Annotated in this window: 24 protein-coding genes; 6 read left to right on the forward strand and 18 right to left on the reverse strand. The window is 62.7% G+C overall.

Annotation, left to right across the window (positions count from 1 at the left end; all coding sequences use genetic code 11):
• Nucleotides 1–83: 83 nt before the first annotated feature.
• The gene (locus C3B61_RS17295) at nucleotides 84–2,186 is read right to left on the reverse strand and encodes a DEAD/DEAH box helicase (protein ID WP_133160349.1); all 2,103 of its coding nucleotides are present in this window, start codon (nucleotides 2,184–2,186) and stop codon (nucleotides 84–86) included.
• Nucleotides 2,187–2,201: 15 nt separating this feature from the next.
• The gene (locus C3B61_RS17300) at nucleotides 2,202–3,050 is read right to left on the reverse strand and encodes a HamA C-terminal domain-containing protein (protein ID WP_103461726.1); all 849 of its coding nucleotides are present in this window, start codon (nucleotides 3,048–3,050) and stop codon (nucleotides 2,202–2,204) included.
• Between the two features lie 602 nt (nucleotides 3,051–3,652).
• Here C3B61_RS17300 and C3B61_RS20245 point away from each other — a divergent pair.
• Together C3B61_RS20245 and C3B61_RS20250 are read left to right on the forward strand one after the other, a co-directional pair.
• Nucleotides 3,653–3,991: a PIN domain-containing protein gene (locus C3B61_RS20245; protein ID WP_341866782.1), complete on the forward strand. Its 339-nt coding sequence runs from the start codon at nucleotides 3,653–3,655 to the stop codon at nucleotides 3,989–3,991.
• A complete protein-coding gene (locus C3B61_RS20250) occupies nucleotides 3,991–4,920 on the forward strand; it encodes an NYN domain-containing protein (RefSeq protein ID WP_341866783.1) in 930 nt (309 codons plus the stop codon). The genes C3B61_RS20245 and C3B61_RS20250 overlap by 1 nt, the downstream gene beginning before the upstream one ends.
• On the opposite strand, the gene C3B61_RS19570 is transcribed toward C3B61_RS20250, so the two are convergent.
• From C3B61_RS19570 to C3B61_RS17325, 6 genes are all read right to left on the reverse strand, one after another.
• A complete protein-coding gene (locus tag C3B61_RS19570) occupies nucleotides 4,860–5,312 on the reverse strand; it encodes a hypothetical protein (RefSeq protein ID WP_133160350.1) in 453 nt (150 codons plus the stop codon). The two genes, C3B61_RS20250 and C3B61_RS19570, sit on opposite strands and share 61 nt — an antisense overlap.
• Nucleotides 5,313–5,766: 454 nt before the next feature.
• Nucleotides 5,767–6,321, reverse strand: a complete 555-nt coding sequence (locus tag C3B61_RS19575; RefSeq protein ID WP_133160351.1) for a hypothetical protein — start codon at nucleotides 6,319–6,321, stop codon at nucleotides 5,767–5,769.
• Between the two features lie 161 nt (nucleotides 6,322–6,482).
• On the reverse strand, nucleotides 6,483–9,440 hold the full coding sequence (locus C3B61_RS17310; protein WP_103461727.1) for a DEAD/DEAH box helicase: 2,958 nt from the start codon (nucleotides 9,438–9,440) through the stop codon (nucleotides 6,483–6,485).
• Nucleotides 9,437–9,835 carry a (deoxy)nucleoside triphosphate pyrophosphohydrolase gene (locus C3B61_RS17315; RefSeq protein ID WP_103461728.1) on the reverse strand — a complete coding sequence of 133 codons (399 nt, stop codon included), beginning with the start codon at nucleotides 9,833–9,835 and terminating at the stop codon, nucleotides 9,437–9,439. Before C3B61_RS17315 ends, C3B61_RS17310 begins: the two co-directional genes overlap by 4 nt.
• Before the next feature lie 124 nt (nucleotides 9,836–9,959).
• A complete protein-coding gene (locus C3B61_RS17320; RefSeq protein ID WP_341866784.1) occupies nucleotides 9,960–11,645 on the reverse strand; it encodes a DNA/RNA helicase domain-containing protein in 1,686 nt (561 codons plus the stop codon).
• A gap of 76 nt (nucleotides 11,646–11,721) precedes the next feature.
• The gene (locus C3B61_RS17325; protein WP_103461730.1) at nucleotides 11,722–12,042 is read right to left on the reverse strand and encodes a nucleotide pyrophosphohydrolase; all 321 of its coding nucleotides are present in this window, start codon (nucleotides 12,040–12,042) and stop codon (nucleotides 11,722–11,724) included.
• A 182-nt stretch (nucleotides 12,043–12,224) separates the two neighbouring features.
• On the opposite strand from C3B61_RS17325, the gene C3B61_RS17330 reads away from it, so the two are divergent.
• Complete coding sequence (locus C3B61_RS17330) at nucleotides 12,225–13,265, forward strand: PDDEXK family nuclease (RefSeq protein WP_133160352.1); 1,041 nt, start codon at nucleotides 12,225–12,227, stop codon at nucleotides 13,263–13,265.
• Nucleotides 13,266–13,475: 210 nt separating this feature from the next.
• On the opposite strand, the gene C3B61_RS17335 is transcribed toward C3B61_RS17330, so the two are convergent.
• From C3B61_RS17335 to C3B61_RS17345, 3 genes are all read right to left on the reverse strand, one after another.
• Nucleotides 13,476–14,213, reverse strand: coding sequence for an HNH endonuclease (locus tag C3B61_RS17335; RefSeq protein ID WP_133160353.1), 738 nt, complete (start codon nucleotides 14,211–14,213; stop codon nucleotides 13,476–13,478).
• 177 nt (nucleotides 14,214–14,390) lie between these two features.
• A complete protein-coding gene (locus tag C3B61_RS19970; protein ID WP_208858848.1) occupies nucleotides 14,391–14,834 on the reverse strand; it encodes a hypothetical protein in 444 nt (147 codons plus the stop codon).
• Nucleotides 14,835–14,903: 69 nt separating this feature from the next.
• Nucleotides 14,904–15,605, reverse strand: coding sequence for a DUF998 domain-containing protein (locus C3B61_RS17345; RefSeq protein WP_103461733.1), 702 nt, complete (start codon nucleotides 15,603–15,605; stop codon nucleotides 14,904–14,906).
• Between C3B61_RS17345 and C3B61_RS20255 the strand changes: the two genes are divergently transcribed.
• Nucleotides 15,599–16,174, forward strand: a complete 576-nt coding sequence (locus tag C3B61_RS20255; RefSeq protein ID WP_133160354.1) for a hypothetical protein — start codon at nucleotides 15,599–15,601, stop codon at nucleotides 16,172–16,174. The genes C3B61_RS17345 and C3B61_RS20255 overlap by 7 nt on opposite strands.
• Here the strand turns inward: C3B61_RS20255 and C3B61_RS17355 are convergent.
• Nucleotides 16,116–17,042, reverse strand: coding sequence for an AraC family transcriptional regulator (locus C3B61_RS17355; RefSeq protein ID WP_103461735.1), 927 nt, complete (start codon nucleotides 17,040–17,042; stop codon nucleotides 16,116–16,118). The genes C3B61_RS20255 and C3B61_RS17355 overlap by 59 nt on opposite strands.
• 80 nt (nucleotides 17,043–17,122) lie before the next feature.
• On the opposite strand from C3B61_RS17355, the gene C3B61_RS17360 reads away from it, so the two are divergent.
• Both C3B61_RS17360 and C3B61_RS17365 read left to right on the forward strand, forming a co-directional pair.
• Nucleotides 17,123–17,929, forward strand: coding sequence for an SDR family oxidoreductase (locus tag C3B61_RS17360; protein WP_103461736.1), 807 nt, complete (start codon nucleotides 17,123–17,125; stop codon nucleotides 17,927–17,929).
• Entirely contained in the window at nucleotides 17,926–18,357 is a 432-nt protein-coding gene (locus tag C3B61_RS17365) for an anthrone oxygenase family protein (RefSeq protein WP_103461737.1), read from the forward strand. The genes C3B61_RS17360 and C3B61_RS17365 overlap by 4 nt, the downstream gene beginning before the upstream one ends.
• Before the next feature lie 23 nt (nucleotides 18,358–18,380).
• On the opposite strand, the gene C3B61_RS17370 is transcribed toward C3B61_RS17365, so the two are convergent.
• The 6 genes from C3B61_RS17370 to C3B61_RS17395 are packed head-to-tail and all read right to left on the reverse strand — an operon-like array spanning nucleotide 18,381 to nucleotide 25,583.
• Nucleotides 18,381–19,361 carry an ornithine cyclodeaminase family protein gene (locus C3B61_RS17370; protein WP_103461738.1) on the reverse strand — a complete coding sequence of 327 codons (981 nt, stop codon included), beginning with the start codon at nucleotides 19,359–19,361 and terminating at the stop codon, nucleotides 18,381–18,383.
• A complete protein-coding gene (locus tag C3B61_RS17375) occupies nucleotides 19,358–20,572 on the reverse strand; it encodes an amidohydrolase family protein (RefSeq protein WP_244285984.1) in 1,215 nt (404 codons plus the stop codon). The genes C3B61_RS17370 and C3B61_RS17375 overlap by 4 nt, the downstream gene beginning before the upstream one ends.
• A complete protein-coding gene (locus tag C3B61_RS17380; protein ID WP_165791210.1) occupies nucleotides 20,569–22,113 on the reverse strand; it encodes an ABC transporter substrate-binding protein in 1,545 nt (514 codons plus the stop codon). Before C3B61_RS17380 ends, C3B61_RS17375 begins: the two co-directional genes overlap by 4 nt.
• Before the next feature lie 52 nt (nucleotides 22,114–22,165).
• Nucleotides 22,166–23,797, reverse strand: a complete 1,632-nt coding sequence (locus C3B61_RS17385; protein WP_103461740.1) for a dipeptide ABC transporter ATP-binding protein — start codon at nucleotides 23,795–23,797, stop codon at nucleotides 22,166–22,168.
• Complete coding sequence (locus tag C3B61_RS17390; protein WP_088456896.1) at nucleotides 23,794–24,669, reverse strand: ABC transporter permease; 876 nt, start codon at nucleotides 24,667–24,669, stop codon at nucleotides 23,794–23,796. The genes C3B61_RS17385 and C3B61_RS17390 overlap by 4 nt, the downstream gene beginning before the upstream one ends.
• Nucleotides 24,666–25,583 (reverse strand): ABC transporter permease, encoded by a 918-nt coding sequence (locus C3B61_RS17395; protein WP_165791211.1) that lies wholly within the window; start codon nucleotides 25,581–25,583, stop codon nucleotides 24,666–24,668. The genes C3B61_RS17390 and C3B61_RS17395 overlap by 4 nt, the downstream gene beginning before the upstream one ends.
• Nucleotides 25,584–25,603: the final 20 nt, after the last annotated feature.

Here is a 25,603-nt window from a genome sequence, read left to right on the forward strand (position 1 = left end):
CTGACAAGTTCGGTGGGACGGCCAAGTGGTCACCGCCAGGAGTTAGTCGACTCCGGCAGCTGCCCTGAGGCGCTACGAGCATTCTATGAGGAATCGCGGCCTCCGCCCATGCCCTCAACTACGTCATCTAGGATCCATTGCTCCACGCTGGACAGGTGCCGTATGACTCTTGGGGCGCGATAGGCCTGTTCGATAGAAAGGATTAGTTCGACCGCGTTGTCCCCTTGTAGGCCGAGCTCCTTCAGCTTGATCCCCAGCGGAATAGGGATCCCATACTCTTCCAATTCGACTAGTCCAGGAGCCAAGTAAAGAGACTCAACCTCCCTCAGGACGAACTCATAGTTGCTTCGCGGCGCGCCAAGTCGCTCACCGAGTTCTGACTGAATTGATTGCAATCCACGCAACATGGAGGGGATCGTAAAACCCATCCAACTACGTTGGAATCTAAGAACATCCATGACGGCGTCGCCGCGGTCCTGACCCGGGCGAAGGTACTTTTCCTGCTGACTGACCATCGCTGAGAAATTGCCGGCATTTATTCGAGCGTTTTGAAGTTTGCCCCAAAGCATGTCGAAGTTTATGCCTCGGCGTTGCCTCGGAATCAGCAGCTCGTCGAACGCAATTTTGAGTGCAGATCTAAGTTGACTGGAGTTTGGGGATCCAGACCAGCCCAATGACATCACTTCGCTAGGGTTTGAGAGAAAGCGCGTGGCTAACTGAATCTGCAGATCGGGATCTAAACCCCGGTTCGAGCGAATGGTCGACAAGCCGAGGACGTCTTGCTCAAAAATGTGTTTCGCACGTTCCCGTGCCGGCCCTTGAAGATCCGCGTATTCGAGTTGTGCCAATGTCGCTAGCGAAGCTAGTTCCGATTGGGATTCAATCGGGATATCGACCTCGGTCGCCTCATCAACGGGCGGCGCCGAATAGGTGTAGACCTTGCCTACGAAATGCCTGAACATCCGCCCCGCGCGACCTCGGATGTTGCTAAAGGTGAAGAAGCTGAGGAGTTCGTTATCGATCTTGTGGTCGTAAATAACGACGTTCTTTGCCGAAGTGTTTACACCCTCAATAAGCGTAGAGGTGCAAACCATGGCTGGCACATTGCCAGCGTTGAACAGCCGAACCATCATCCGTTGAACAGGACGCGGCACCACGCCGGTGTGCACTGAAATCCCACCCTTTAGCGCGACTACAGTTCGCCAGGCCGGGTCATAATTCTCGCTGAGCCAATCCGCAACCGAGTTTGATCGGCTGTCGGTATCCGGCACCGGTACGGACCCAAGAAGCTCAGTTGCCAACGTCTCCGCCTTATCGGGGGATCCAGAGAAGACCAGGGTGGAATCGTTTGCCTCCAAAGCCAGCAGACCCTTCAAGTCCGCGAGTTGGTCTTCGACTCCCGAACGATCAATTACGTCAACGACTACCGTCGTAAATTCAGTTCGCACTAAATTGGCACGCACTTCCGGATCGACGCCGGCCACAAGCGAGTCAATGTTGGGGCCGATCAAGTAATACTGAGCTCCGGTGTCCTTCAGTTTCTTCCAAGTGAGATTTAGCAGGGATCGTCGCTGATCAAATGACTCCACGGAACCAAGCTTGTAGAACTCGTCTATCAGGAACAGGTCCACAGACGGGAATTTAGGAAGCTCCAGGAATCGCTCCTGTGTGAGTACGAATATCGACCGTTCGGAAGGGGTTTGGGATGTTGAGGTGATGATGGTGTAGTCGTCTCGGAACCGAGATATGCGACGGCGTGTCTCGTCAATAAGCGCGATCGTCGGAACAATCACCACTATGTTGGACCATTTGTTGCTCGCTACAAGTGCGTCAAGAATCGCCGATTTTCCAAAGGAGGTGGGGGCGGACAGAATGACGTTCTCTCCATCCATGAGTCGCTGGTAGACCTCCTGCTGTTTGGCGTGAAAGGTGAAACCTTCTTTCGCAAGATCTTGGGGAGTGTGATATTCGACTGCGAGCGCCTCAATCGATCCCTCGCCAACGGACGTCGACATGTAAGGAAACAGCCCGAAGCTGGCGCACAGCGAGTCAACGATTGGCAGCTCCGGCCCGGCCGTGGAATATGTGTCGAGAAACCTAATTAAGCGGTCTCGACCCAAATTCCGATGTTCGGCTCTTCTACTTAGTCGTGCTATTTCGCGAAGCTCCGTAAACGTGTCAGTCATCAGATCGCCGTCCAATTAGAGGTGCTTGTAAAGATTGAGTTTTTGGTGCATGAGATTGAGCAAACGCTCCTTGCTCTGCATAGGAAGCAAGATAAGTTGAAGGGTGACGGTCAACTTAGTCCCAAGATCTTTCCTGGCGAACCTTGACCACGCTTCCCTAGCCTCCAGTTCGATCGCCGCAATGTAGTCACTATCGTGTGCGACAGCTGCGGCAGACGCTTCACTTTCGTATGTGATGAGTACTGGAATAACAATTGTCTTGGCGATGTCATCGAGGCTCGTTGCCTCATCTAGAGCGTCGGCGAATTCAACGGCGTGGGGCCAATTCGAATCGAGCTTGTTGGTGATAGCCACGAATTCCCTCCGGAGAAAGTCCCGAGTGAGATGATCTGAGATCGATTTCGCAGCTTCGTCAATCGCGCTGTTCAAATCCTTGTAGAACTTCGCTTCCCCAAGCCAGATCTCCACTGAGTCAGATGCGGCGACCAAATGAACAGAGTCGAAGCCCTTGACTGTGTCGTTATCGCTGTCCTTGTAGTAGATCTTGCTAACAGCGGGCGTCGCGCCGAAAAAATCTACAAGAGCGGCATGCAAGATTAGTTCTCCGAACTCACCACGCCGACGATATTTGTTAGTTGCGTACACGACTTCAGCCGCACGCTTTAAAGATCGCGCGGCAGTTGCACCTGTGATTGCGTCGTGCTCCGAATAGCTCAATGCGAAGGAAGTGAGATGTCGCTGAAACAGGTCGTCCGTCAATGACTGCGCGCGCCAGTCGCCGAGTTCGAAGCCCGCGCAAAGCACGCTAAGTGCAGGGCTCAATGCCGCGTCTTGAAAACGAACTTGCAATACCGAACTAGGCATCCGAACCTCTCGTTAAGGCCTCAATCTTCACTAGTTCGATATCGTCGGCCATGGACGATTCCCCTTGCATCTCGTTTCAAGCTATCGCCCTCGCGAGTTGCGATTAGGTCGAGTACTAATCCTGCTGAACCCCACTGAGGCACATCCTATTGGCGCTCCCGAGTGGCCACTTGGGCGGCACCCATCCGAGTGACTTTACGTACGCCACCAATCAGAGCGAATTCCCACTTGCCGTCGACGAGCTCAGCTGCACACTCCCCGGGCTAGTTATCGTCTTCAACTTTGAGTCGGTACGGGATGGGCTGCCTGCGCCTCAGCTGCGCTAAATGCGCTCCCCTCAGAGTGGCAGGCTTGGAGAAGACTAATGTCCACCGCCCACCCCCAGTCCGGGCGCTGTCGGCGTCTACCCTGCCCACGGCGGTGGCGCATTTCGGCGCTCGGCCAGATGAGCCCACGGCACCAACTCCGCACATCCACCTGCCCGCAAGACGCTGAGTTGCGCCATCGAACAACGACCGAGAGACTGACGGGTGGGGACAGGTGCGCGTAACCGGTACCGACCGACAAACGCCGAGCAGTCCGAAGATCGGGTTGGGCTCTACTTGGACTTCGACAACATCGTCACCTCTCGCTACAACCAGCTGCACGGCACCAATCAGTTCGCCAAGGACAAAGCACGCCACCACACCAACAGCCATGCCAAGTCCGACCCGGCCGTCACCGCCCGCATCCAACTCGCAGTCATCGACATCGGTGCAATGCTGGACTACGCATCATCGTTCGGCTCCATCGTCATCAGCCGTGCCTACGCCGACTGGTCGGCCGCGGTCAACGCCCGGTACCAACGGCAGCTCACCGACCGTGCCGTAGACCTCATCCAGCTGTTCCCGACAGTGGCGTCGCTCAAGAATGGGCGGACATCCGACTGGCCATCGATGTGATGGAGGATTCGTTCCGTTCCGCTGACCTCACTCACATCGTCATGGTTGCCGCTGACTCGGACTACATCCCGCTCGCCCAACACTGCAAGCGGATCGGCCGTTACATCATCGGCATCGGCGTGTCAGGGGCCACCAGCACCTCCCTGGCCGCGGCCTGCCACGAGTTTGCCGACTACGATTCCCTCCCCGGTGTGGTGAGCGCGGCACAACTCACCGCACACGTGGTCGAGTCAGCGGATGCGCCGGCAGCAGCATCTGCGGTGTCAGACTTTGTGTTGCCGGCCTGTGGAGAACCGGACGGTGCCGAAGCAAGCGCGCCCGCAAACCCGGCCGTCAGCCCGGCCGCGCGCAAGGCCGCGACAGCCCTGCTGGTTCGGGCAATGGACCTGCTGGCGAACAACGACGAGGAGTGGCAACACGCGTCGGCGCTCAAAAGGCAGGTGCGGCGCATGGATCCGTCATTTCAGGAACGGACTCTGGGATTCCGTCAGTTCTCGGAGTTTCTGAAGTCGCGCCACGCGGTCGTCGAGCTCGAAAGGAAGAGCCCAACCGGTCCTGTTCTACTCTGCCTTCGGTCTAATCGCCGCACGCCACCGCCAGGTGCGCTCGATCGGCACTGTGTCTTCGTGGCGGCCGGCATGCCTTTCGCGGTAGCGAGTTCATCCGATTCGGCCTCCATGGCCGCCATCCTCATCGGCAGTGCCCTGCGGGCCCGGGGCGCCCGTTCGCCTCCGCCTGCCTGGTGTTCAGCCGCTACGCGCACACACGCATCCGTCTCGGCGCGCAGATGGACCTCCGCGAAAATCGAAGCAGGCGACTCGGAAGAGGCGGTTGGCAATGCGGGAAACCGGCTGCATCTCATCGAAGGCTACCTCCCGGAAGTATCAATCTTTTCCAGACTTGGTACGAGCATCCCTCCCAGCGCTTGAAAGACGCCATATCCGAGGGCGGCCGTCACCCCGAGGATTATGAACCCTTCCGTCCCCGCAATCGCTGACCAGAAGTTGAGGCCTCCAGCGACTGAGATCAGACTGATAACCGCGATCAGCAAGGTGAAGACCGCAATCAAGCTCCAGGTGGCGTAAGTAACGCCCCTGTTCGTTCCCGTCATCTTCGCCCGGTACATGCTCAGCCGCGCAATCTGCCTTCGAACGTGCACTGCGAACTGATCTTTTTCTGCGCCTTCGGGCAATTGGCCTAGGATCGCCACATCGACCGCGAGCTGGCGCGTCCAGCGAGAGACTGGCAACAGTCTCGGCCCAAGAAAGACGATGAAGACAGTAGCTACGCTTGACAGGACTACACCGAAATTTTCCAACATGTTCATGACACTATCGAACAATAACTCCTGTTGAGACCGAAATTCGGATGACGCTTCGGTCGCCCTTCATAGCGGCATCGCCCAGCAGAGCCCGTGGCGGCCGTTCACTTTTACCTACAGCGTTGTCCCAGTGCCATTCCTGCCGCTTATGACAACAGTCGGAGCAGCAGACAATCCGTCTACAGCAGCCCGAGCTACGCCCTTGCAGTTTCGTACCTCGAAGGGCTGAATCCGCATCACATGCCTCGCTACCTGGCCACAGGAAGTGCCCCCTAGAAGAACGTATCGCCTCCTGCCCTCCACTTTCACAACGCTGCAAATCGAAGTCCACCTTATTGAAGGAACTCAGCGGTTGGAGGCGGGACCTGGCGTCACGACAACGGATGCCGAGATGGTCGCCGTCTGCTAGGCCGCCCTCGCTGCGAGCGCCGACTTCGTCAAGACGTCCATCGGTTTACACCCCGCCAGCGGGGCAACCGTGCTCGCCGTGCGCCTGATGATGCAGGCCGTGGGGAACCGGCCCAGGTGAATGCATCCGGTGGCGTGAGCAGCTTCGATGACGCCGTAGGCATGATCGGCGCACGCGCCAGTCGATTCGGTGTCTCAAGTTGAGATGATCCTGCACTTCAGCACCATCTCCGCCACCGTCGCCGGCGATTCCTATAGGTCCGTCTGCGGCTAGATCGACGACTTTACTGTTTGGATTGAAGGCCGGGTTAAGAGCGTAGTAGTCGTCTATGGTCGCCTTACCGACAAAGAGAGTTTCTATGTCCCCGGCTTCGATGATGGCCGTGCCGAATCCACGGATGGTCTGATACTCACCCGCGGCAACAAGGCGATGGTGTATCTCGCCCGACAAGGTGGTGGTGCGGTTGGGGTCGGCGTCGCCGGAATTATCGTGAGAGTGAAGAACCCCGTCGATCCAGCCGCCTCGGCGGAGTTGGCCTCCCACGAGCACTACGTCGGTCGATTTTCCTGTATCGAACCCCGTGTTCCACGCTGACGACATGGCCACCACCCTTCTGCGGCGGCCTGCGCCTTGGCGAAGGTGGCCGATTCCGGTCCTAGGCGGCGAAGACGGCAGAGCAGCAACGAGCGCGCACGCTTCTGCATGCGCCCATAGGGCTATCCCCGGCGGTTAGCCCGGTTGTTGCATTTGGGTGGCTATCTTCACCGCCTTGCGGGCTCTCTCATCTCCTTGCGGTATCGAGTTAAAGGCGCAGCCGAGGCACCGGCACCTGATGCAAAGTACTCGTAGAGACTTGATTCAATAGGGCTTGCGAGACCAAGGGTCATCGAGACCACATCGAGGTTGCTTCCTCCCTCCCCGGACATCTTTGTCTGTCTGGCGTCCTGAGATGTTGCTTGGCCGAGGTAGTAGAAGTCGGTACCTTCCGCGTCGTCCTTCTTCGCGAACACGTGAAGCGGAAGTCGATTCTCCACAATGGCCTTCACCTCTCCGCTAACAAGGGTGCGCCGACTGCGGGTGAACCAAGTCAAGGTTGACGGGTTGATAAAGGCATCTTCGTACTTCGTGCTCTCTGACACCTCAGCGCCCTTGTGGTACGTGACGAAAATGGGGCAGCTGTTCGAGAAGGTATCGACCTTGTAGCCGTAGATTGTGCTTTGCTGATTCGATTTCCAGTTGAGGAGTCGGCAGACGTCCTTGCGGGAATATCGTTGGCCTACTTCGAGCCGTCCCGTCCATTTGTAGCGGTGCCGGGCCAGATATAGCCCGGTGTCCAGGACATCCTGCACCTGATCGCGGAACATCGATTCTCTGTCCCATGCCTCGGAAAAGTCGTCGCCCAGGCGATAGATCCCGTCCCGGAGGGAGACGATCGGGGAGGAACCGTACTTTGCGACATCCGCCTCCGTGAAGAATGACAGGCTCAGCAGAGCGAGCACTGAATCGACAGTTGCCGGCTCGCTGGACAGATCGCTCTCCTCCAGCAATGCTTTGAATTCTTCAACCGTCACTCCGTCCCGGGCGGACAGAAGTTCAGCGAGGAGCAGGAGCTCATGGGGGCGCTTGCCGTTCAAGAGCTCCCCCGAGAGATAAGTCAGAATAGCGTTCTCGTAAGGGCTGGCCTCGACGTTGGCCGCCCGAACTTTGCACAGGAAACGCCAGTAGTTCTTCTGCTTCGTCGCTATCACCACAGGGTCAACCAGATCGAAGCGAGCGAAGTCGAGTAGCGCCGGCGGACGCCCCAACCGGTTCATGAGCTCGAGGAAGGACTTCTTCAGATTGGTCATGCTGTCGAGGGTTGTGGTCGCGAGGGACGCGAAAATCCTCTCCCTCGATATCTCGTCGAAGTTGACGCTCGATAGCCCCGCGATGGCGCCCGCTTCTTGAGCATCGATGATCTTCTTGCGGATCGAGTCCTTGTTCAGGGTGCTGTCGCCGAACAGCGCAATGGGGATCAGGTAGTTGTTGTCGTAATTGCCGATGAAGTCGATGACTACGAGGTGGTCCTTGCCTGCAGCCTTTCGAAGTCCGCGCCCCAATTGCTGTGTGAACACGATGCTGGAGAGCGTCTGCCGGAGCATGATCACTTGATTGACCGATGGGATGTCGATTCCCTCGTTGAAGATGTCTACAGTCGCGATGTAGTCAAGCTCGCCGCACTCCAACATCTGCACAACCAGCTCGCGTTCTTCGACCGAGTCTGTGCCGCTCAGTGCGCGGGTGCGCAGCCGGTGGCCATGGACATCCCGTCGATTCAGAAGAGTGGCGAGCTCGGCCGCCTCAGCGTTCTTGCTGCAGAAAATCAGCCCTCGAACCGGAACGCCAGCGTGGCCGTAGCGTTCGATCGTCGACACGAGATGATCCACCCGCTCAGAGGCCACAAGCCGACTGAGGTCTGCCACCTCATCGATGACCTCGCCGTCCGCTTGAACAAAGTCGGTCACGCCGTAGTAATGAAACGGCGCCAACATGTCTGCCTCAAGGGCCTTCTGGAGGCGAATCTCGTACGGCACGTTGTAGTCGAATAGCTCAAAGACGTTGAAATCGTCGGTACGCTCCGGAGTCGCTGTCATTCCGAGGAGGAAGTCCGGCTCGAGGTAGTCGATCAGCCGTCGGTAGCTGACGGCACCGGCACGGTGGACTTCGTCGATCAGGACATAGTCAAAGGCTTCGGGCGGGATCGCTTCGAGATTCTCTGGCCGTGACAGCGATTGGATCGAAGCAAAGACGTAGCGGCGGTCGAGTTCCTTCTTAGACCCCACAAACTTGCCAAAGTCGCTATCCGGGGCACCCAGTACTCGCTTGAACTCATCGATGGCACGGTCGAGGATCTGTTCGCGGTGCACAACGAACAACATCCGCTCCGGTGAATAGGCACGCACATCCAGGGCGGAGAGGATTGTCTTTCCTGTCCCTGTTGCAGAAATAACGACTGCCTTGTGCTCACCCGCATCCCGCAGCGCAGCAATCTCAGCAAGTGCTTCGACCTGCATTGCGTTCGGGAAGATCATTCCGCCCAGCGGAAAACCACCAGACGGTTCCGTCCCGCCGGGCATGGCCAGAGAAGCGCGAGGCGGTGCCGACCAGGTCAACGCATACATGTCGATCCAGGCCCGGGTAAGAGCAGCTGAAGCGTCAACATGTGCTTGAGCGGCTCGCTTCAGCTGCTGCACGATGTCACCGTCGGGAAGTGCTGAGAAGCGCAGGTTCCACTCGTGGTTCTGAAGCAGCGCGCGTTCTGTCAAGTTGGAACTTCCAACGATGGCTGTGGTGCTCGATTCTTGCTCGAAGATGTACCCCTTGGCATGGAAGCCTGCAGCCGAATCTGGGTGCACGTAGACGTCGACGCCCTCTAGGTTAAGCAGCTCATAGAACGCGGCGGGTGAGTTGAATCCGAGGTAGGTAGACGTGATGATCGTTCCGGTACCCCGAAAATCGAGGAGGGCCTGTTTGAGCATGGCGATCGCGCTCGGCGTGATGAATGCGACGGAGAAGACGAACCGCTCTGAGCGCTTCAGCTCATTGCGAATGGCCCGAAGCATCGTATTGCCGTCGGTGTTCGAGACCAGGGTCGGATTAAATACCTGATCGGCCTCAACCTGTGAATCGAGAAATCCAAACGTGTTGTCGCGGGTTAGCTGCCTGCTGGTCGAACTCAAACTCGAAAGTCTTTCATGACCCGTTCCACAGCAGGTACGTCAGCGGGAGCCCATTCAAGCTGGTCCAGCTCGGTCGCCTGTACCCAGCGAATCTCTGAATGCTCGGTGAGGCGAGGTTCAGCCCCAACTAGCGAGCAGTAGTACGTGGTGAGAATTACGATCCCGAAGTCATACTCGTGCTCCGTGGTTTCGACGTGCTCGCCGATCTCTGCCGAGCAAAGCAACTCTTCGTCTAGCTCGCGGAGCAAAGCTTGCTCCGGCGACTCGTTCGGCTCGATCTTTCCCCCAGGGAATTCCCACATGCCAGGCAGCGACATTGTGGAGCTGCGACGTGCCGCAAGAATTGTCTGGCCCCGGGTGAGAACAGCACCGACGACATTGATTCTCTTCTTCACAAGTGCACTCCGTTGCTTGGCCGTCGATGCGTATTGTCAGCTTAGCTAGCGACGTGCTGGAGGATGCTCACCATTGCGCCCGATGGTCCCCTCCCCTATCAGCCGCCCGTATCGGAGCTGTCTCTTAGTTGTGCGGCATGAACTGCTGCAAGTGCACACGAAGAGCTGGATCGCACACGTAGATGAAGGTGCCCCGGATGCCGCGCGTCAGCAGGACCGCGTAGATATTGGTGATGAAACGCAAAAGGTCTTCGTCGGTATAGACCTTGCCAAGGACCGCGTTGTTTTCCTTGCCCTTTTTGTCGAAGTACTGTGACCGATCGACGACAAGCCGCCCAGCGCCAGCGTCGTAGCTCAGGTCGGGGCCGATGATGACCCCGGCGTAGTTGAGGTCGTACCCCTGCACGGTGTGGATAGACCCGACCTCTTCAAGCGATGTCGCAGAAGCAACCCAGTCAGTCTGCGTGCCATTCCAACGAAGCTGAACGCCCGGAAGCTCGATGTCGTAGGCGCTTTTGTCGGTCTTGGTCGTCCATGCCCAGGCGAATCCGGCCAACAGCCGCGATAGTCCGACCTCGGCATCCAAGCGACGGATTTCTGCGTGCATGTCAGCGACGCTGTCGAACATGCGAAGGTCATATCCTTCAAACGTCTCAGGACGCATTGGTACCGAGTCAGCCCCGACGTCGGGGCTGAGTATCCGCCGGACGTACCCCACGTAGTCCGCGCCGGCGCGCACCCGCATTTGGGTGGCGAGGGGGTAGTTGCGATTGGCCGCGCGCGCACGTTCTACAAGCTGCGAGAGGACTTCGGGAGGAAGGTCCGCGGGCCGAACGCTCTGTGCGGCGTCAAGCAGGAGAATCTGGTGTGTGCTCTTGGCCCGGATCCAATCGAGCTGGGTCTTCGTTGTGTCATCGGTTCCGAACAGCTTCTCCGTGATCACCTGGAACTTCTTGTTTTGCACGCCTGATGGCTGATTGGCTCTCTGGTTGAGACGATGCGATTCGTCGACAATCAGGAGATCAAAGTGCTCGTCCGACTCCCCCGCCTCGAACGCCGTCATCACCATGTCGGGCTTCAATCCAGGCGTCTTCTTGAACACCTTCTTGATCGAGTTCCGCAACGACTGTTGGGGAACCACAAGACCGATTCGGATTCCGGAAAGGCGTTTCTTGTATTCACCGCCGAAGAACTCGGAGAAGAGGGAATCGCTATCAAGATCTTCAGTCGGAACAGAATTGGCAATGTCCACGAGCAGCTTCAACATGTAAATGGCGACAACGGTCTTACCAGTGCCGGGTTCGCCCTGCACGACTGTAGTGCTCGTGGCACCAGAACCCAGGTCCTCGAATAGGCCCTCGAGGATGCCCTCAACCGCGACTGCCTGGTCCAAGGTCAGTGCTTTGAAGGGCGACAGCTTGAAGAGATCGCTGTTCTCAATCTCCGGGATACTCCGCGTGAAGACCCCATCGCGCCTGAGCTGATCAAACACCTCCAGAAACGAGGCTTGATAGCGGTCTCGATCGAAGTAATCCGATTCGGTGATTCCATCGTTGCGATTCAGGACCCGGTACGAACCATCGCCGGCGAGCATCCTAATAAGGTACGACTCGAGGTCGAGGCAGACAGACTTGTTGAAGGACTCGTCGACGATGACCCTGACGGTACTGAGGTGTCTCTTGTCCGGGGCAACCAGATGCTGGCGCATCCGCGCCACGGCATTTCGGGACTCACCCACGTACACGTCGTTGAGTCGGCCGCCTCGCATGGTCGGGCGACTGGCAGTGACATCGTCCAGGACGTACACCACAGGCCAGTTTGTATTGCGGTGGTCGCCGGGGGCCCAAGTCGAGATTGAATCGCTAGTGAACTTCAGATGCTCGATCTTAAAGGGCGTCATATTTGGTACTGCGCCCCCGAGCCTTGTCGGCAGGGTATTTCGCTCTCGTGGTCACGAGCTTGTCGCGAACGATCTGATCAGGGTCTGCCCCGATGCGGTCGGCGAGCATGATGCAGTAGGTGAGGACATCGGCGAGTTCTTCGCGCACTCGATCCATGTCGGCGTCAGCGTTCCATTGGAAGCACTCGAGAAGCTCGCTTGCCTCAATGGAGATACTCTTTGCCAGGTTCTCTGGAGTGTGGAACTGCGCCCAATCGCGCTCCGCTACGAAAGCTGCGATCTCCTGCCGGATTGTCTGATCGACCATTCGGCCAACCTAGCAGTTGGTGCGTCAACGGATTCCGTCGACGGCTGAGAGACCACCGACCTCCGCTGCGTGCCTGGCTCTGAACGAGGAAGTGACGAGATCTGCTCACGGTGGACGCGATCCACACTACGACTAACAAAACGATGCACCCGCTTATTGCTCGAGTCCGCCAGACTGAGCCCATGCCTCTGTACCGCTATTCAACTTCCAAGATCGAACCTCTAGTGCGTACGACTCTGGCGGCTGAGCACATACGAGAGCGCGACGACCTGCAGCGCCTTCTGATTGAGCGGATGAGCATCATCAGCGATGACCTTCTCGTCATCGCCGAGGAGTACAACTTGTTCAAGGACTCCCGCCGGCGGATTGACATTCTCGCCATCGATCGCACTGGCACCTTGGTCGTCATGGAGTTGAAGCGAACGGAAGATGGTGGGCATATGGAGCTCCAGGCGCTGCGCTATGCAGCAATGGTCTCCACTGTGACCCTGGACCACCTGGTACAAACACTTGCTGATTCTCGCAACATCCCAGTAGCTGAGGCCAGGGATACCATCCTCAACTGGCTAGATGAACCCATCGAAGAGCTGCCTAATCACGTTCGAATTGTCCTCGTTGCTGCGGACTTCAGCACCGAGATTACTAGCACCGTCCTATGGCTAAACGAAAACTACAGCACAGACATCTCCTGCTTCCGCCTCGTCGCTTACCGACTGGATAAAGACGTGCTGCTCGATGTGCAGCAGATCATCCCCCTCCCCGAAGCAAAAGACTTCCAGATTCAGCAACGTCAGAAGGGGGCCGCGGTCACTGCCGGGATCTCTGCAGGGCGAGATTTCACGCGATACAACCTCCAGCTAGCAGGCACGATCTTCCCCAACCTGAGCAAGCAAGCCGCAGTCAAGCTCGCCCTGCAAAAGCTTCATGGCGCCGGCGTACACCTTCAAGAACTTCAGTCGGTCACGCAGCCTGGGCGGTGGCTTGCTGTCCAGCCGGCCCCTGATGAATCAGTCGAAGCTGCATTCATTCGCGAACACCCAGCCCGCACACCCGCTCATCTCTGGTTCGACCTCGACATCATCGAAGATGGAATCACCTGGGTCACCCCCCGATTCGGCGGCACCAGTACCGAAGGGATGTTGGACGGCCTCGCGAAGGTGGCTGGAGCACATGCATCACTAACTTGGAGCCGGTTCGAGTCCGACGTGACGGTTCCGAACTGAGTGAACCGCTCTGACACGCGTCCGCTCATGTGGGCGGCAGGTGGGGAGCCGCGTTATTACCCTCCGTGTGAGAGACGCGTCAGCCCACTGACCCTGAGCCGGGCCGCTGCCTGTTCGATTGCCGCGGGAGCCCTCCCGCGAGACTTGACCCGGCGCCCGCGCAGGACCATGAAAAATGGAACTACCCCGGCCCTAAGAAGCACCCTACCGTCAGCCGATAAACCTGTTGCTCTTCCCGAGGTTGCACGACTCACAGAGCGTTTGCAGGTTCTCCGGCACGGTCAGGCCATCGCGGCTTACCGGCGTGATGTGGTCGATGTGCAAGACTGCCCCGTCTGCTGCCGAGGCGCCGCACATCCGGCATCGGTAGTCATCTCTTCGCAAGATCGTCACACGGAGACCTGAGGTCATCAGGCTTCGCTCCCGCTGACGCAGGGCAGCTGTCGTGGACTGTCGTGCACGAGACGCCTGCGCGGCGTCAAGGCCCTGCTGGAGCTGTTCGAAGTTCCAGTCCACGTGCCGTGAATACGAGTTCTGGCCCTTTGGGCTCGTGTACTTCACCGTTGTGGTGACCTTGGCTGTCGGAGTTGGATACGCCAGCTTGCGGCGATTGAAGTCCTTCTTTTCGATTGCAGCGAATCTCGCGTCGCTGAGGCGGGGATGGCTGCTTCTGCCGAGCGAGCCAAATTCGATGGCTTCGACGTCGTGGTTGTACGTTCTGAAATGCCTCGTCGGCACCAACCGCGTCTCGATCTCTTGCAGGTACCACAGCTCACTCTCGAGGACATTTACACTCATCCGTGAAGACAGATCGAAGCGATCAAATTTCGCCTTGGTGTTAACGGACACAGAGTACGAGTGGTGAATCGGCGCGGTGCTCGGCACGAGTGATTGAGATCGCAAGTTCAGCTCCTCGAGCCGCTTCAAGGCGTCGCTCGAACCGCGCACGAGATGCCGCCGTCTAAGTGTCACCAGCGCCCAGACCAGGGCAACTGCGAGAACGATAATGACTGCGACGAATACGAACGTTAGTCCAGCCGTCAGGCTATCCGCAGGAACCGCGGGTTCTGATTCGTACGGGGGCAAATGGCCTAGAGTGCGCAAGCGATACCTTTGCGGTCGAGATTATGAATGGTCCCGCGCACGGGCCGCGAGTTCATGGGTCTCTGACAGGTCGGAAGGGCGCAGCACCCACAAGTTAGCAGCGCACGGCTGTCGGAAAACGATCATCCCCCAGTAGCTGGTGCCCCAGTTCGGGGCCTCGCGCTTCGACTGTGTGTGCCTCCAAAGACCGAGGCCGGCCATGAAGGAGGGGCTCTGGCATATTCTCCACTTGCCGAGCCTGTGCGCCAGGGCCAGCTGCGAGGTGGGCTGCTCGGTGGTGATCGCCACGAGCACCTGGTAGCTGCGGGGGCCGCCGGGCACATCGGCCACGGCGACGCTGCCGGCCCGGGAGTAGCCCTGGTACATGGCGGTGAGGGACCAGCCCAGCTTTGTTTCGATGCCGTTGGAGGTCCAGTCGATCTCGGGGGCGGCATCCGGGGCCGGGGTGGGGTCTGGTGCGGGCATAGTCGGATCGCATCAGAGTGAGATCATCTTGCGATCGGATGGTTGTAGTCGAGCGCCGCGAGCTACCCGTCACCTCGACCGCAGTAACCTCCCCAGGCGCGACGCGCCAACGCCGGTCGAGGTGCGGGTAGACGTCTTGAGCAGCACGAAGCCGACGACAGCGCTCCACAGCGTGAGGGTATCGAAGGCGACACGTTCAATAAGTCCCCGGCCCAACGCCTGGACAGACCCGCCACCGAGGACATCGACGAAGAGAACGAAGCCCAGAACGGACACGAGGAGGCTCCCGATCGTCAGGGCGGAGATCCAGTGCGCAGCAGAGTTGCCTCGGGAGGCGACAGCGAGCAGGATCATGCCGCCCCACTGAGTGACGGCCTGAGCGAGGGCCACCACATTATGCGCTTCGGGATGGGTGTCCCAGGGGAACACACCAACCAGCATCACGAACACACCGCCCGCCGCGAGGAACGCCATGGCCACTCGCCCCGTGCGCAGCCGTGGCCAGGCCGACCAGAGCAGGAGTGAGCCGATCAGGAGCGTCGCTCCCACGACGATGAACGATCCGTTCACCAGCAGGTGCGCCGGAGAGCAGATGTAACGCTCCACGCGGGTACCGACATCGAAGGTGTCGCAGGTGGTGACGCCGAGATCGCTGATCAGGTTCGACGTCCACGAGTACCGCTGCGGCCACTGCGCGGCCGCGATCAGCTGGGCCGGCACCGTCACGAGGCCAGCGATCCAGAGCAGTGCGCCCCATCGAAGTCGTGTCATCCCACGACCCTACATTCACCCTGTATTGCCCCGAGGAGTACGAGCGGGATGCGCTGTACCTCTTCACCCCGGATGTGATGGCGCGCCTGATCGATCGAGTGCGCGGATTCGATGTGGAGATCATCGACGATTGGCTGTTGTTGGTCAGCAGCCGCGACGTGGTGACCCTCGACCCAGAATCTTGGCAGAAACTTTTCGATGCAGTCGGCGCCCTGAGCGACAAGATCGACCGGTGGGAGCGCTGGCGCGACGACCGGCTGCCGACGGTGCCGCCGGTCACAACGGGCACGGGTGCCGGCACGGCCGCGGTCGGGCTGACGCCTGCCCCGAGATCCGGTCGGGTGGCTAAGCGCGGCCGACGGCTACTGATGCGCCTGGGCGTGGGCGAGCGAATCGGGCTGCTCGCCTTCGCGCTGCTGATGGTCGGCGGTGAGATCTCGATGTTCCGCTCGGGCCCGCTGCTGCACGCCGGTATCGACCGGGGGTGGCGGTGGGCGCCGGCTATGAACCTCAGAGCGCCGGGCGGTGCTGGCGGAACTCCGACGGTGTCGCTCCGACCTGGCGCTTGAAGGCGGTGCTGAAGGCATAGGCGTTGGTGTAGCCGACCTTGCGAGCGACTTCTGAGACGGTGTGTTCGGGGGAATGCAGCAAGTCGCCCGCGAGGGTGAGGCGCCAGCGGGTGAGATAGCTCATCGGCGGTTCGCCAACACCGGTCCTGAACCGGGCGGCAAGCGAGGCCCGTGAGGTGTTGACCCGACGGGCAAGGGTCTCCACTGTCCACGGAGCTGCGGGTTCGGCATGCAAACACTCGAGAGCCTGCCCCACCACAGGGTCGGAGCAGGTAAGCCAGGTTGCCTCTCTCGCGCGGTCGGGATCGTTGACCCAACTCCGGATCGTACTGATCACCAGCACGTCCAGGAGCCGGTCCACGACGACCTGGGCTGCCGGATCATCGTTCGCGATCTCGCGTTCGAGCAGACCCACGAGCGAGCCGTCGGCACGGTCGTTCGGCACGATGGCGAGTCGAGGCAGGGCGCGGGAGACGAGGCCGCCGGCCTCAGTGGTTCGTTCGTATGTGCCGACCAGAACCGAGGTCTCGCCAGGGAACGCATTGCCCCAGCGCCGGATGCCGTGTCGCAGCTCATCCCGCAGATCGCGGCCATCCAGGGTGGTGCAGACCTGGCCGGGACCGATCTCGATCGACGGCGGGCTGGCGGAGGCATCCGTCACGGTATAGGGCTCGGGGCCACGAATCAGAGCAACGTCACCGGCCAGGAGCAGCACTCCGTCCACGCGGGCCTGCCCTCGGGTCACGGCGAGCACAGTGAGGGCGGCGTTGTCTCGAACGCAGATGCCCCACGGGGCGCTCATGTGCATGGCGAGAGCAAAAGCGCCGGTTGCACGAGGCCCGTCCAGGAAATGTGTCAACGGATCCATCCCACTAGACTAGACGCTGACAAAGGGTTTGTGCAGTGTGACCCATTCCGCGTCCAAGCCGATGCCAGTGTACTGAAGCCATGACTACTCTCATCCTCGGTGGTGCCGGACGATCCGGCACGCGCATCCTCGACCGTTTCGCCGCCTCCGGGTTGCCGGCGCGGCCCGCATCCCGCCGCACCGGCTTCGACTGGGAAGACCGCGAGACCTGGGCTTCCGCTCTCCGCGGCGCCTCGGCGGCGTACGTCTGCTTCACCCCCGACCTCGCCTTCCCGGGCACGCCCGACAAGATGGCCGCACTGGGCGTACTGGCCGCTCAACACGGGCTCGAGCGGCTCGTGCTGCTCTCGGGTCGCGGCGAGGAGGGCGCAAGATTGAGCGAGGCGGCCCTGCGCAGCGGTGGGGTTCCGACCACGGTCTTGCGCTGTTCCTGGTTTCAACAGAATTTCTCCGAGCACTTTCTCGCCGGTCCGGTTCGTCGCGGTCGACTGCGCCTTCCGGCACCCGACGTGCCCGAAGCCTTCGTCGATCTCGGCGACGTCGCGGATGCCGCTGTTCTGGCCCTCACCCGACCGGACCCGCTCGACGCCACGTACGAGTTGTCCGGGCCAGAGCTGCTGACCTTCGCGCAGGTGGCCGAGGTTCTTACCGACGCCTGTGCGCGGCGGATCGTGTTCGAATCGGTCGCCGTTCCGACATTCGTTGACGACCTCGCCGCAGACGGAGTGCCCGCCGAGGACGCCACACCCCTCGCGCACCTCTTCACCGACATTCTGGATGGTCGTAACGCCTCGCTCGCGCACGGCATCCAGGCCCTGCTGGGGCGCCAACCGTCCTCGCTGAAGGCCTACGCGGGGCGCACCGCCGCGTCTGGAGTCTGGTCGTGATCCAGGTCATTGCCGTCGTGGGCGCAGGTCTGCTCAGCGGCGTCTACGCCTCGTTTTCGACGATGGTCATGCCCGCACTGAATCGGCTCGGACATCACGAGGCCACCGCCGCGATGGTACAGATCAACAGGAAGGCCGAACGTGGACCCTTCATCGTGATCTTCGCATCCGCAGCGGTGGCCGCCACCGCTCTGGCGGTGGCGGCGGCGCCGCGGGGAGCGGGCGTTGAACTCGCCATAGCCGGGGCGTCGCTGGCGAGCACCGTCGTGACCGTGGCCGTGAACGTTCCGCTCAACCGGCGGCTGGAGCGAGACGGTGCTCGGTTCTGGCCGGAGTACAGCCGCCGATGGACGGCGGCGAACACGGTGCGCGCCGGCTGTGCCGCCATTGCGGTGATCGCCGCCGGCGCGCACTGGGTCGACAGCTGAGCCCGACTCCGTCGAGCACGCATTCAGCCATTCAGATCGAGATCCACCCCCACGCCCCGTGCACGCGCCTCGCGCACGAGCAGATCGGCGATCGCGAGGTCTTGCGCGCCGATGCCCACCGAGTCGAAGAGGGTGATCTGTTCGGCGCTTGTGCGGCCCGGGCGCAGGCCCGCGAGGACCTGGCCGATGGTTCCGACCACGTCGTGCAGGGTGAGTGCGCCCTCCGCCACTGCCAGCATGAGGTCACCTGATTTGGTCTCGGCCGTGGCCATATCGTCGACCCAGACCGAGGAACGGGCCATCGCCCTGGAGTCGACCTCGCGTTCGTCCGGCCGCGGGCGGGCGCCGACGACGTTGAGGTGCTGGCCGGGTCGCAGCCACTCGCCCTGGATGATCGGGGTGACGGAGGGGGTGAGCGTGCAGATCGCATCCGCTTCGGCGAAGACCGCCGCGCACTCCTCGACCACCTCGATGGCACCGTCCCATTCGAGAGAGTCGGCGAGGGCCTGCGCGCGCACCGGGGTGCGCGACCAGATCACCAGCCGGTTCCAGTCCCGCACCCCCCGCAGCGCCTCAACGTGCTCGCGGGCGAGCCCGCCCGCTCCCACCAGGCCCAGCACGCGGCTGTCTTCACGGGCCAGGGCGCGGGTCGCGACCGCGCTGGCCGCGGCGGTGCGCACCCGGGTGGGCACCCCGCCGTGTAGCAGGGCCACCGGGGCGCCGTCCTCGCGGTCGAGCACCACGATCATCGAGCGCTGGGTGGGCAGGCCACGAGCGGAGTTGTCAGGCACGTCGGCGAGCAGTTTCACCGCCGCGGTGCCGGTGGTGTCCGACAGCGCCGCCATGAGCACGTAGCGACCGGTTCCCGCGTTCGTGCCCATCGAGGTGGGCCGCGGCTGGTCGGCCGCCCCTCTCGCGATGTCGGTGAAGACCTGTGCGACGGCCCGCTCGGTGGCCGGCCGGTCGACCAGGTCTTCGAGTTGGGACGCTGTGAGCACGATCATGCGGCAGCCGTGAGCTCGAGGCTGTGTGCCACGACCGCGCCGCGGAACAGGACGGTGCGGTCGGGCAGCCGGTCCATCACTGCGCTGGTGACGGTCTCGCCGGTGACAAGTTGCAGGTCGGCGGGGTCGCCGACGGCGACACCGGGGCGGTCGAGGTGCCCCCGCAGCGCCGGTGCGGTGCCGAGCACCGAGCGCCCGCCGACGGTGGCCACCGCGACGCAGTGCTCGATGTCTTCGTCGCGACGAAAGTTGTTCGTGAAGGCCATCTGCCAGGTGCGGTCGAGCATGTCAGCGTTGCCGTACGGCGACCAGTAGTCCCGCTGGCCGTCCTCACCGAGGCCCAGCCGGATGCCGTGTTCGGCGAGCAGCAGCGTCGGCAACGGCGTCGCGGGGGCGATGGTCGCCCAGGCGATGTCGAGTTCGGCGAATTGCTCGAGCAGAGGCACCAGTTGCGCCTGGGGCAGCTGGCCGAGGCCGTAGCCGTGCGAGATGGTGACCCGGCCGGTCATGCCGTGGGCGCGGGTGCGCTCCACGATCAGCTCGGCCGAGAACTTCGCCAGTTGATCCGGCTCGTGCAGGTGGATGTCGATGGGAGCGTCGAAGCGTTCGGCCAGCCCGAAGACCAGGTCCAGGTGCTTCGTGGGGTCGCGATCGAGCAAACACGGGTCGATGCCGCCGACAACGTCCGCGCCCTGGCGCATGGCCTCTTCGAGCAGGTCGAAGGAGCCCTCCTCGCGCAGCAGACCGGCTTGCGGGAACGCGATCACCTCGACGGTGGCGCGATCCTGGTGTGCCTCCTTGGCCGCGAGCACGCCGTGTAAGCGTTCGAGGCCGGCATCCACGTCGACCTGCGCGTAGCTGCGCACGCTGGTGGTGCCGTGGGCGACCATCCGGCCCAGGGTCTCCGTGGTGCGCTCGGCGATCGAGGCCTCCGCCTCACGCCAGTTGGCCCGGTCGTTGAGCATCATGCCCCACACCCCCGGCGCACCCGTGTGCTCCCGGAACGGCAGCCCGAGGCGGGTGGAGTCGAGGTGCACGTGCACGTCGGCGAACGACGGGAGCAGGATGCGGCCCCGGCCCTCGATCAGCGTCTCGCCGGCCTGCGGCACCGTGCCGGGTGGGAGGACCTCGGCGATGACGCCGTCGACAACTCGAACATCGGCCGCGGCGCCGCCCCAGGGGCGCGCGTCGGTGATCAGAGCGCGGTTCACTTGAAGCTCGTCTGGGTGAAGTCGAACAGGCCGTCGGCGCGGGGCGTCCAGTCGAGGTCGGCGTCGGCGGCGTAGTTGTTCATCGGCACGTAGAGCGGCACGTAGTAGCCCTGCTCGTTGCTGTAGCTGAGCAGCTCTGCGAACACGTCGAGTCGGCTGGCGCCCTCGACGCCGCGCTGCTCGGCAGCCAACTCGGCGGTGCGGGGGTCCTGCGCGTAGTTGTTGTTGCCGGCCGGCTCGTACAGGTCGGTGAGGGGCAGGTCGCCGTCGACGGTGGAGGGCGCCCAGGTGTTCAGGTAGATCCCCTCCATCTCCCGGCCGCGCACCTTGAGGGTGTGCGCCTGCTGGTCGGCGCCGCGCAGGTCGATCGTGATGCCGACCTCCTCTAGGGAGGCCTGGATGGTCTGGGCCACATCGGCGGAGAGCGGGATACGACCATCGGTCGCGTAGTCGAACGGGATCGGCTCACCGGCATAACCGGCTTCGGCGAGCAGCTCGCGGGCCCGCTCGGGGTCGTAGGCCGGGTCGGTCACGTCCTCGCTGTAACCCTCCACGGCCGGAGCGAGGGTCGTGGCGGCAGGCTCGGCAAGCCCGGAGAGCAGGCCCTCGGTGATGGCCTCCTTGTCGATCGCGAGACCGATGGCTTCGCGGATGCGCGCATCCGTCAGCACCCCGCTGGTGGAGTTGACGCCGAGGAAGACGACACCGTTGGAGAGCGCGGAGAACACCTGGGCGGAATCCTGGCCCTCGACCGACTCCACCTGGGTCGGGCCGATGGGTGCCACGTCGAGGCTGCCCGAGAGCACGCCGTTGACCCGGGACTCATCGGAGGAGACCGGCTGCAGTGAGATCGACTCGATCGCCGGTGCGTCGCCCCAGTAGCCGTCGTTGCGCACGAGGTCGTAGGAGACACCGGTCTGGATCTTGTCGAAGAGGTAGGGGCCCGAGCCGATCGGGGCCTGCGCGAACGCGTCGGCTCCCATCTCCTGGTAGGTGTCGGCGGGCACGATCGAGATCAGGGAGGTGTTGCGGGGGAACGCCGAGAACGGCGACTTGAGGGTGAAGCGCACGGTGAGATCGTCGACGGCTTCGACCGAGGCGACCGAGCTGAGGTAGGCGAAGTTCTCGCCGGTGGGGTCGGCGAGGATGGTCTGGTAGGAGAAGGCCACATCCTCGGCGGTGATGGCCTCGCCGTTGCTGGCGGTAACACCCTCCTGCAGGGTGAAGTCCCACTGGGTGAGGTCGTCGTTGGCGGTCCACTCGGTGGCGAGTTTGGGCGCGAGCTCGCCGTCCGCGGTGATGGTAACGAGCTGGTCGAAGGTGTGGAAGAACACCGACAGCACCACGAGGGCGCCCGACTTGATCGGGTCCATCGACGTGGGGTCGGTCGGGATCGCGGCGACGATTCGGGTTGGGGTGTCGCCCGAGGCGGCGTCACCGCCGTCGTCGAAACCCCCGGCGCACCCCGAGAGCATCAGGGTTCCGGTTGCGGCGAGCGCGCCGATGCTGAGCATCTGGCGGCGGAAGGTGGACGTGGGCATGGGGATCCTCATTTCGATGGGTGACGCAGGAGGTGAAGGGTGACTTGGGAGATTAGGAGGCAGCGGCTGTGCGCGCGGTGCGGCGCGGTCCGTCGAGGCGCGGTACCGCGGCGAGCAGTTGGCGGGTGAACGGATGCTGCGGGTCGCTGAAGATCTGCGCCGTCGGCGCCTCTTCCACGACACGGCCGTGCTGCATGACGATCACCCGGTCGGCGATGCTGCGCACGACGCCGAGGTCGTGTGAGATGAAGAGGTAGCCGAGGCCGTGCTCGCGTTGCAGGGTGTCGAGCAGGGTGAGCACCTGGGCTTGGATGGAGACGTCGAGCGCTGAGACGGGTTCGTCGAGCACCAGTAGCTTGGGCCGCAGGGCGAGAGCGCGGGCGATGCCGACCCGCTGCCGTTGGCCGCCGGAGAGCTGACCGGGGAGCCGCTTGGCGTACGACTCGTCGAGGCCGACATCGGCCAGCAGCGCCCCAACCGTGGCGCGGTCGTAGACGCGGCGAATGCGCAACGGTTCGGCCACGAGTTCGTGCACGGTCAGCCGCGGGTCGAGGGCCGAGTACGGGTCTTGGAAGACGATCTGGGCGAGCTCGCGCTCCGCGGCCGTGCGGCCCGCGAGCTCCGAGCGCAGCGGGACTCCACCGACCACGACCGTTCCCGCTGCGGCGGGCTGGATGCCGAGCACGGCTTTCGCGAGCGACGACTTGCCGCAGCCGGACTCCCCGACTACCGCCACGGTCTCACCGGCCATGATGCGCACCGAGACGCCGTCGACGGCGCGGACCGGGGTTTTGCGGCCGGACACCCTGTAGTCGACGACGATGTTCTCGGCGTCCAGCGCATCCGCTTCGCCGGTGCGTACCGCGGGGGTCGCCCGTTCCTGCTCGGCGGGCATCGCTGCCATGAGGCGTCGGGTGTAGTCCTCGGCCGGTGCCGCGAGCACCGCGCGGGTGGCGCCGGTTTCGACGACCCGGCCGTGGTGCATCACGGCGAGTCGGTCGCTGTTCTCGGCGACGAGGCCGAGATCGTGGGTGATCAGCACCAGGGCCGAGCCGGTGCGCTCCCGCACCTCGGCGAGGAGGTCCATCACCTGCGCCTGCACGGTCACGTCGAGCGCGGTGGTGGGCTCGTCGGCGATCAGGAGCAGCGGGTCGTGTGCGATGGCCATGGCGATCATCGCGCGTTGACGCATCCCTCCCGACCACTGGTGCGGGCGGGTGGCGGCGCGCTCGGCGGCGTGACGCACGCCCACCGACGAAAGCAGTTCGATGGCGCGCTCACGGGCGGCGCGCCGGCCGAGCCGTGGCGCGTGTACCCGCACGGCCGAGGCCACTTGGGCGCCGACGGCTCGCAGCGGGTCGAGGGAGGACATCGGGTCTTGGAAGACCATGGCGGCGGTGCGTCCTCGGAGAGCGCGGAGTTCGCGCTCGCCGGCCCAGACGCCCGCCTCGACATCGACGAGCACGCGGTCGTCGAGAACGATGCGGCCCCCGGTGACGCGGGTGCCGACGGGCAGCAGGCCGAGTGCGGCGAGCACGGTGAGGCTCTTGCCCGAACCGGACTCCCCCACGACGCCGAGGGACTCACCACGGTCGACCCGCAGAGAGACGCCGTCGACGAGAACGCGTGGTGTCTCACCGTCGGTCTCGATGCGCAGATCGTCGATACGCAGAACGGCGCTCATCGCATTCCTCCCTTTCGCAGCAGGCCGCCGCGGGTCTCCGCCGTGAATTGTTGGCTCAGAAACTGCACGCCGCCGACGGCGAGGAGCAGCATCAGGCCGGGCAGCAGAGCCAGCCACGGGTCACCGGCCAGGTGACGCTGGCCGTCGAAGATCATCGAGCCCCAGCTGGGTACGGGCGGCTGCACGCCGAGGCCGAGATACTCGAGCGACGACGTGATCAGCACGATCGTGGCGACGTCGGTCGCCGCGATGATGAGGGTGTGCGGCCACACATTGGGCACGATGTGCCGGGTGAGCACCCACACGGAGTCGGCGCCCTGGGTGAGCGGGGAGACCACGAAGTCCTGTCGGCGGAGCGCCGCGGCGATGTTTCGGGTGACCCGGGCGTAGCCCACCCACCAGGTGCAGCCGAGCACCAGGATGGTCAGGCCGGCGCTGGGTCGCAGCACCGCGCAGATGGCGATTAGCAGCAGTACGACGGGCATTGCCAGGGTCACGTTGCTCACCAGGGTGATGAGCGCCTCGAGGCGGCCACCGTAGTACCCGGCGAGAATGCCGACCAGGCTGCCCAGAACGGCATTCATGATCACGATTAGCACGGTCATGCCCAGGGTCACCGCCGAGGCGAGCGCGAGACGGCTGAGCAGGTCACGGCCGAGCGCATCGGTGCCGAGCGGATGCGCCGGGTCGGTGAAGGGCGGCAGCAGCGCCGCGCGCAGGTCTTGGCCCATCGGGTCGTAGCCGGGCAGCAGCGGCACGAGGGCGGTGAGCAGGAGCACCGTGCCGAGCATCAGAGCGCCGACGATGGCACCGGGCCGTGGCCGCCAGCGTTGCACGACGGGGGCCGTGGCCAGGGTGAGTGAGGTGGTCATGCGGCCGCCGTCCTGGTGTCGATGCGGCGCACGAGTACGTCTACCGCGGTATTGACGATCACGAAGGCGAGGGCCACGAAGACCAGGCCGGCCTGCACGATCGGGAAGTCGCGTTGGCTGACCGCGTCCGTGAGGAGTTTGCCGAGACCGGGCCACGCGAAGACGACCTCCACGACGACGGTGCCGCCGAGCAGGCCGCCGAGGTTGAGGCCGGCCATGCCGAGCACCGGCACGATCGCGTTCGGCAGCATCCGGGTGAACAGCACTGTCGAGCGGCGTTGGCCCTGGGCGATGGCGGTGCGAACGAAGTCCTGCCCGGCTTGCTCGCTCAGCGCGGCATCCAGCAGTCGCAGGTACATGACGAACTGGCCGGTGACCAGGGTGACGACAGGCAGCACGAGGCTCGCGTAGCTTGTGCGACCCAGCGACGGGAGGGCGCCGAGCAGAACCGAGAACGCCAGCACCAGCAGCAGGGCGAAGAAGAAGTCGGGCACCGACTGGCGCAGGGCACCGGCCCAGCCCACGATGGCCCGCAACACCCGGCTGCCCGTGAGCTGGATGGCCAGGGCCGCGACGACCGCGAGTGCGAGGCCGATCACGAAAGCCCAGAACGCGAGCTCGATGGTGGCGGGTACTCGTTCGAGAACGAGTCCCAGTGCGGATTCGCGCAGGCGGTAGGAATCGCCGAAATCGCCGGTGACAAGGCCGGCGAGGGTGTCGAGGTACTGCAGGAGGAGGGGGCGGTCGAAGCCGAGCGCGGAATTGAGCGCTTCGACATCGGCCTGGGTCGCGTTGTCGGGCAGGAGCAGCGCACCGGGTTCACCGGTAGCACGGCCGAGCACGAAGGCGATGGTCACCACGGCGAGCACTGTGGCGACGGCGAGGGCCAATCGGCGGGCGATGAATAGGAGCACGTCACTGACGCTATGTGACC

The sequence above is a fragment of the Cryobacterium zongtaii genome (assembly GCF_002909375.1).
In the GTDB taxonomy this organism is placed as follows: Bacteria; Actinomycetota; Actinomycetes; order Actinomycetales; family Microbacteriaceae; genus Cryobacterium; species Cryobacterium zongtaii.

Coding starts and splice junctions, on each gene's coding strand:
- C3B61_RS17345 (WP_103461733.1), bottom strand. CDS start 15,605: ATGACACGACTTCGATGGGGCGCACTGCTCTGGATCGCTGGCCTCGTG.
- C3B61_RS19570 (WP_133160350.1), bottom strand. CDS start 5,312: ATGTTGGAAAATTTCGGTGTAGTCCTGTCAAGCGTAGCTACTGTCTTC.
- C3B61_RS17360 (WP_103461736.1), top strand. CDS start 17,123: ATGACTACTCTCATCCTCGGTGGTGCCGGACGATCCGGCACGCGCATC.
- C3B61_RS17295 (WP_133160349.1), bottom strand. CDS start 2,186: ATGACTGACACGTTTACGGAGCTTCGCGAAATAGCACGACTAAGTAGA.
- C3B61_RS17355 (WP_103461735.1), bottom strand. CDS start 17,042: ATGGATCCGTTGACACATTTCCTGGACGGGCCTCGTGCAACCGGCGCT.
- C3B61_RS17385 (WP_103461740.1), bottom strand. CDS start 23,797: ATGAGCGCCGTTCTGCGTATCGACGATCTGCGCATCGAGACCGACGGT.
- C3B61_RS19970 (WP_208858848.1), bottom strand. CDS start 14,834: ATGCCCGCACCAGACCCCACCCCGGCCCCGGATGCCGCCCCCGAGATC.
- C3B61_RS17300 (WP_103461726.1), bottom strand. CDS start 3,050: ATGCCTAGTTCGGTATTGCAAGTTCGTTTTCAAGACGCGGCATTGAGC.
- C3B61_RS17370 (WP_103461738.1), bottom strand. CDS start 19,361: ATGATCGTGCTCACAGCGTCCCAACTCGAAGACCTGGTCGACCGGCCG.
- C3B61_RS17380 (WP_165791210.1), bottom strand. CDS start 22,113: ATGCCCACGTCCACCTTCCGCCGCCAGATGCTCAGCATCGGCGCGCTC.
- C3B61_RS17325 (WP_103461730.1), bottom strand. CDS start 12,042: ATGGTCGATCAGACAATCCGGCAGGAGATCGCAGCTTTCGTAGCGGAG.
- C3B61_RS19575 (WP_133160351.1), bottom strand. CDS start 6,321: ATGTCGTCAGCGTGGAACACGGGGTTCGATACAGGAAAATCGACCGAC.
- C3B61_RS20250 (WP_341866783.1), top strand. CDS start 3,991: ATGGAGGATTCGTTCCGTTCCGCTGACCTCACTCACATCGTCATGGTT.
- C3B61_RS17330 (WP_133160352.1), top strand. CDS start 12,225: ATGCCTCTGTACCGCTATTCAACTTCCAAGATCGAACCTCTAGTGCGT.
- C3B61_RS17390 (WP_088456896.1), bottom strand. CDS start 24,669: ATGACCACCTCACTCACCCTGGCCACGGCCCCCGTCGTGCAACGCTGG.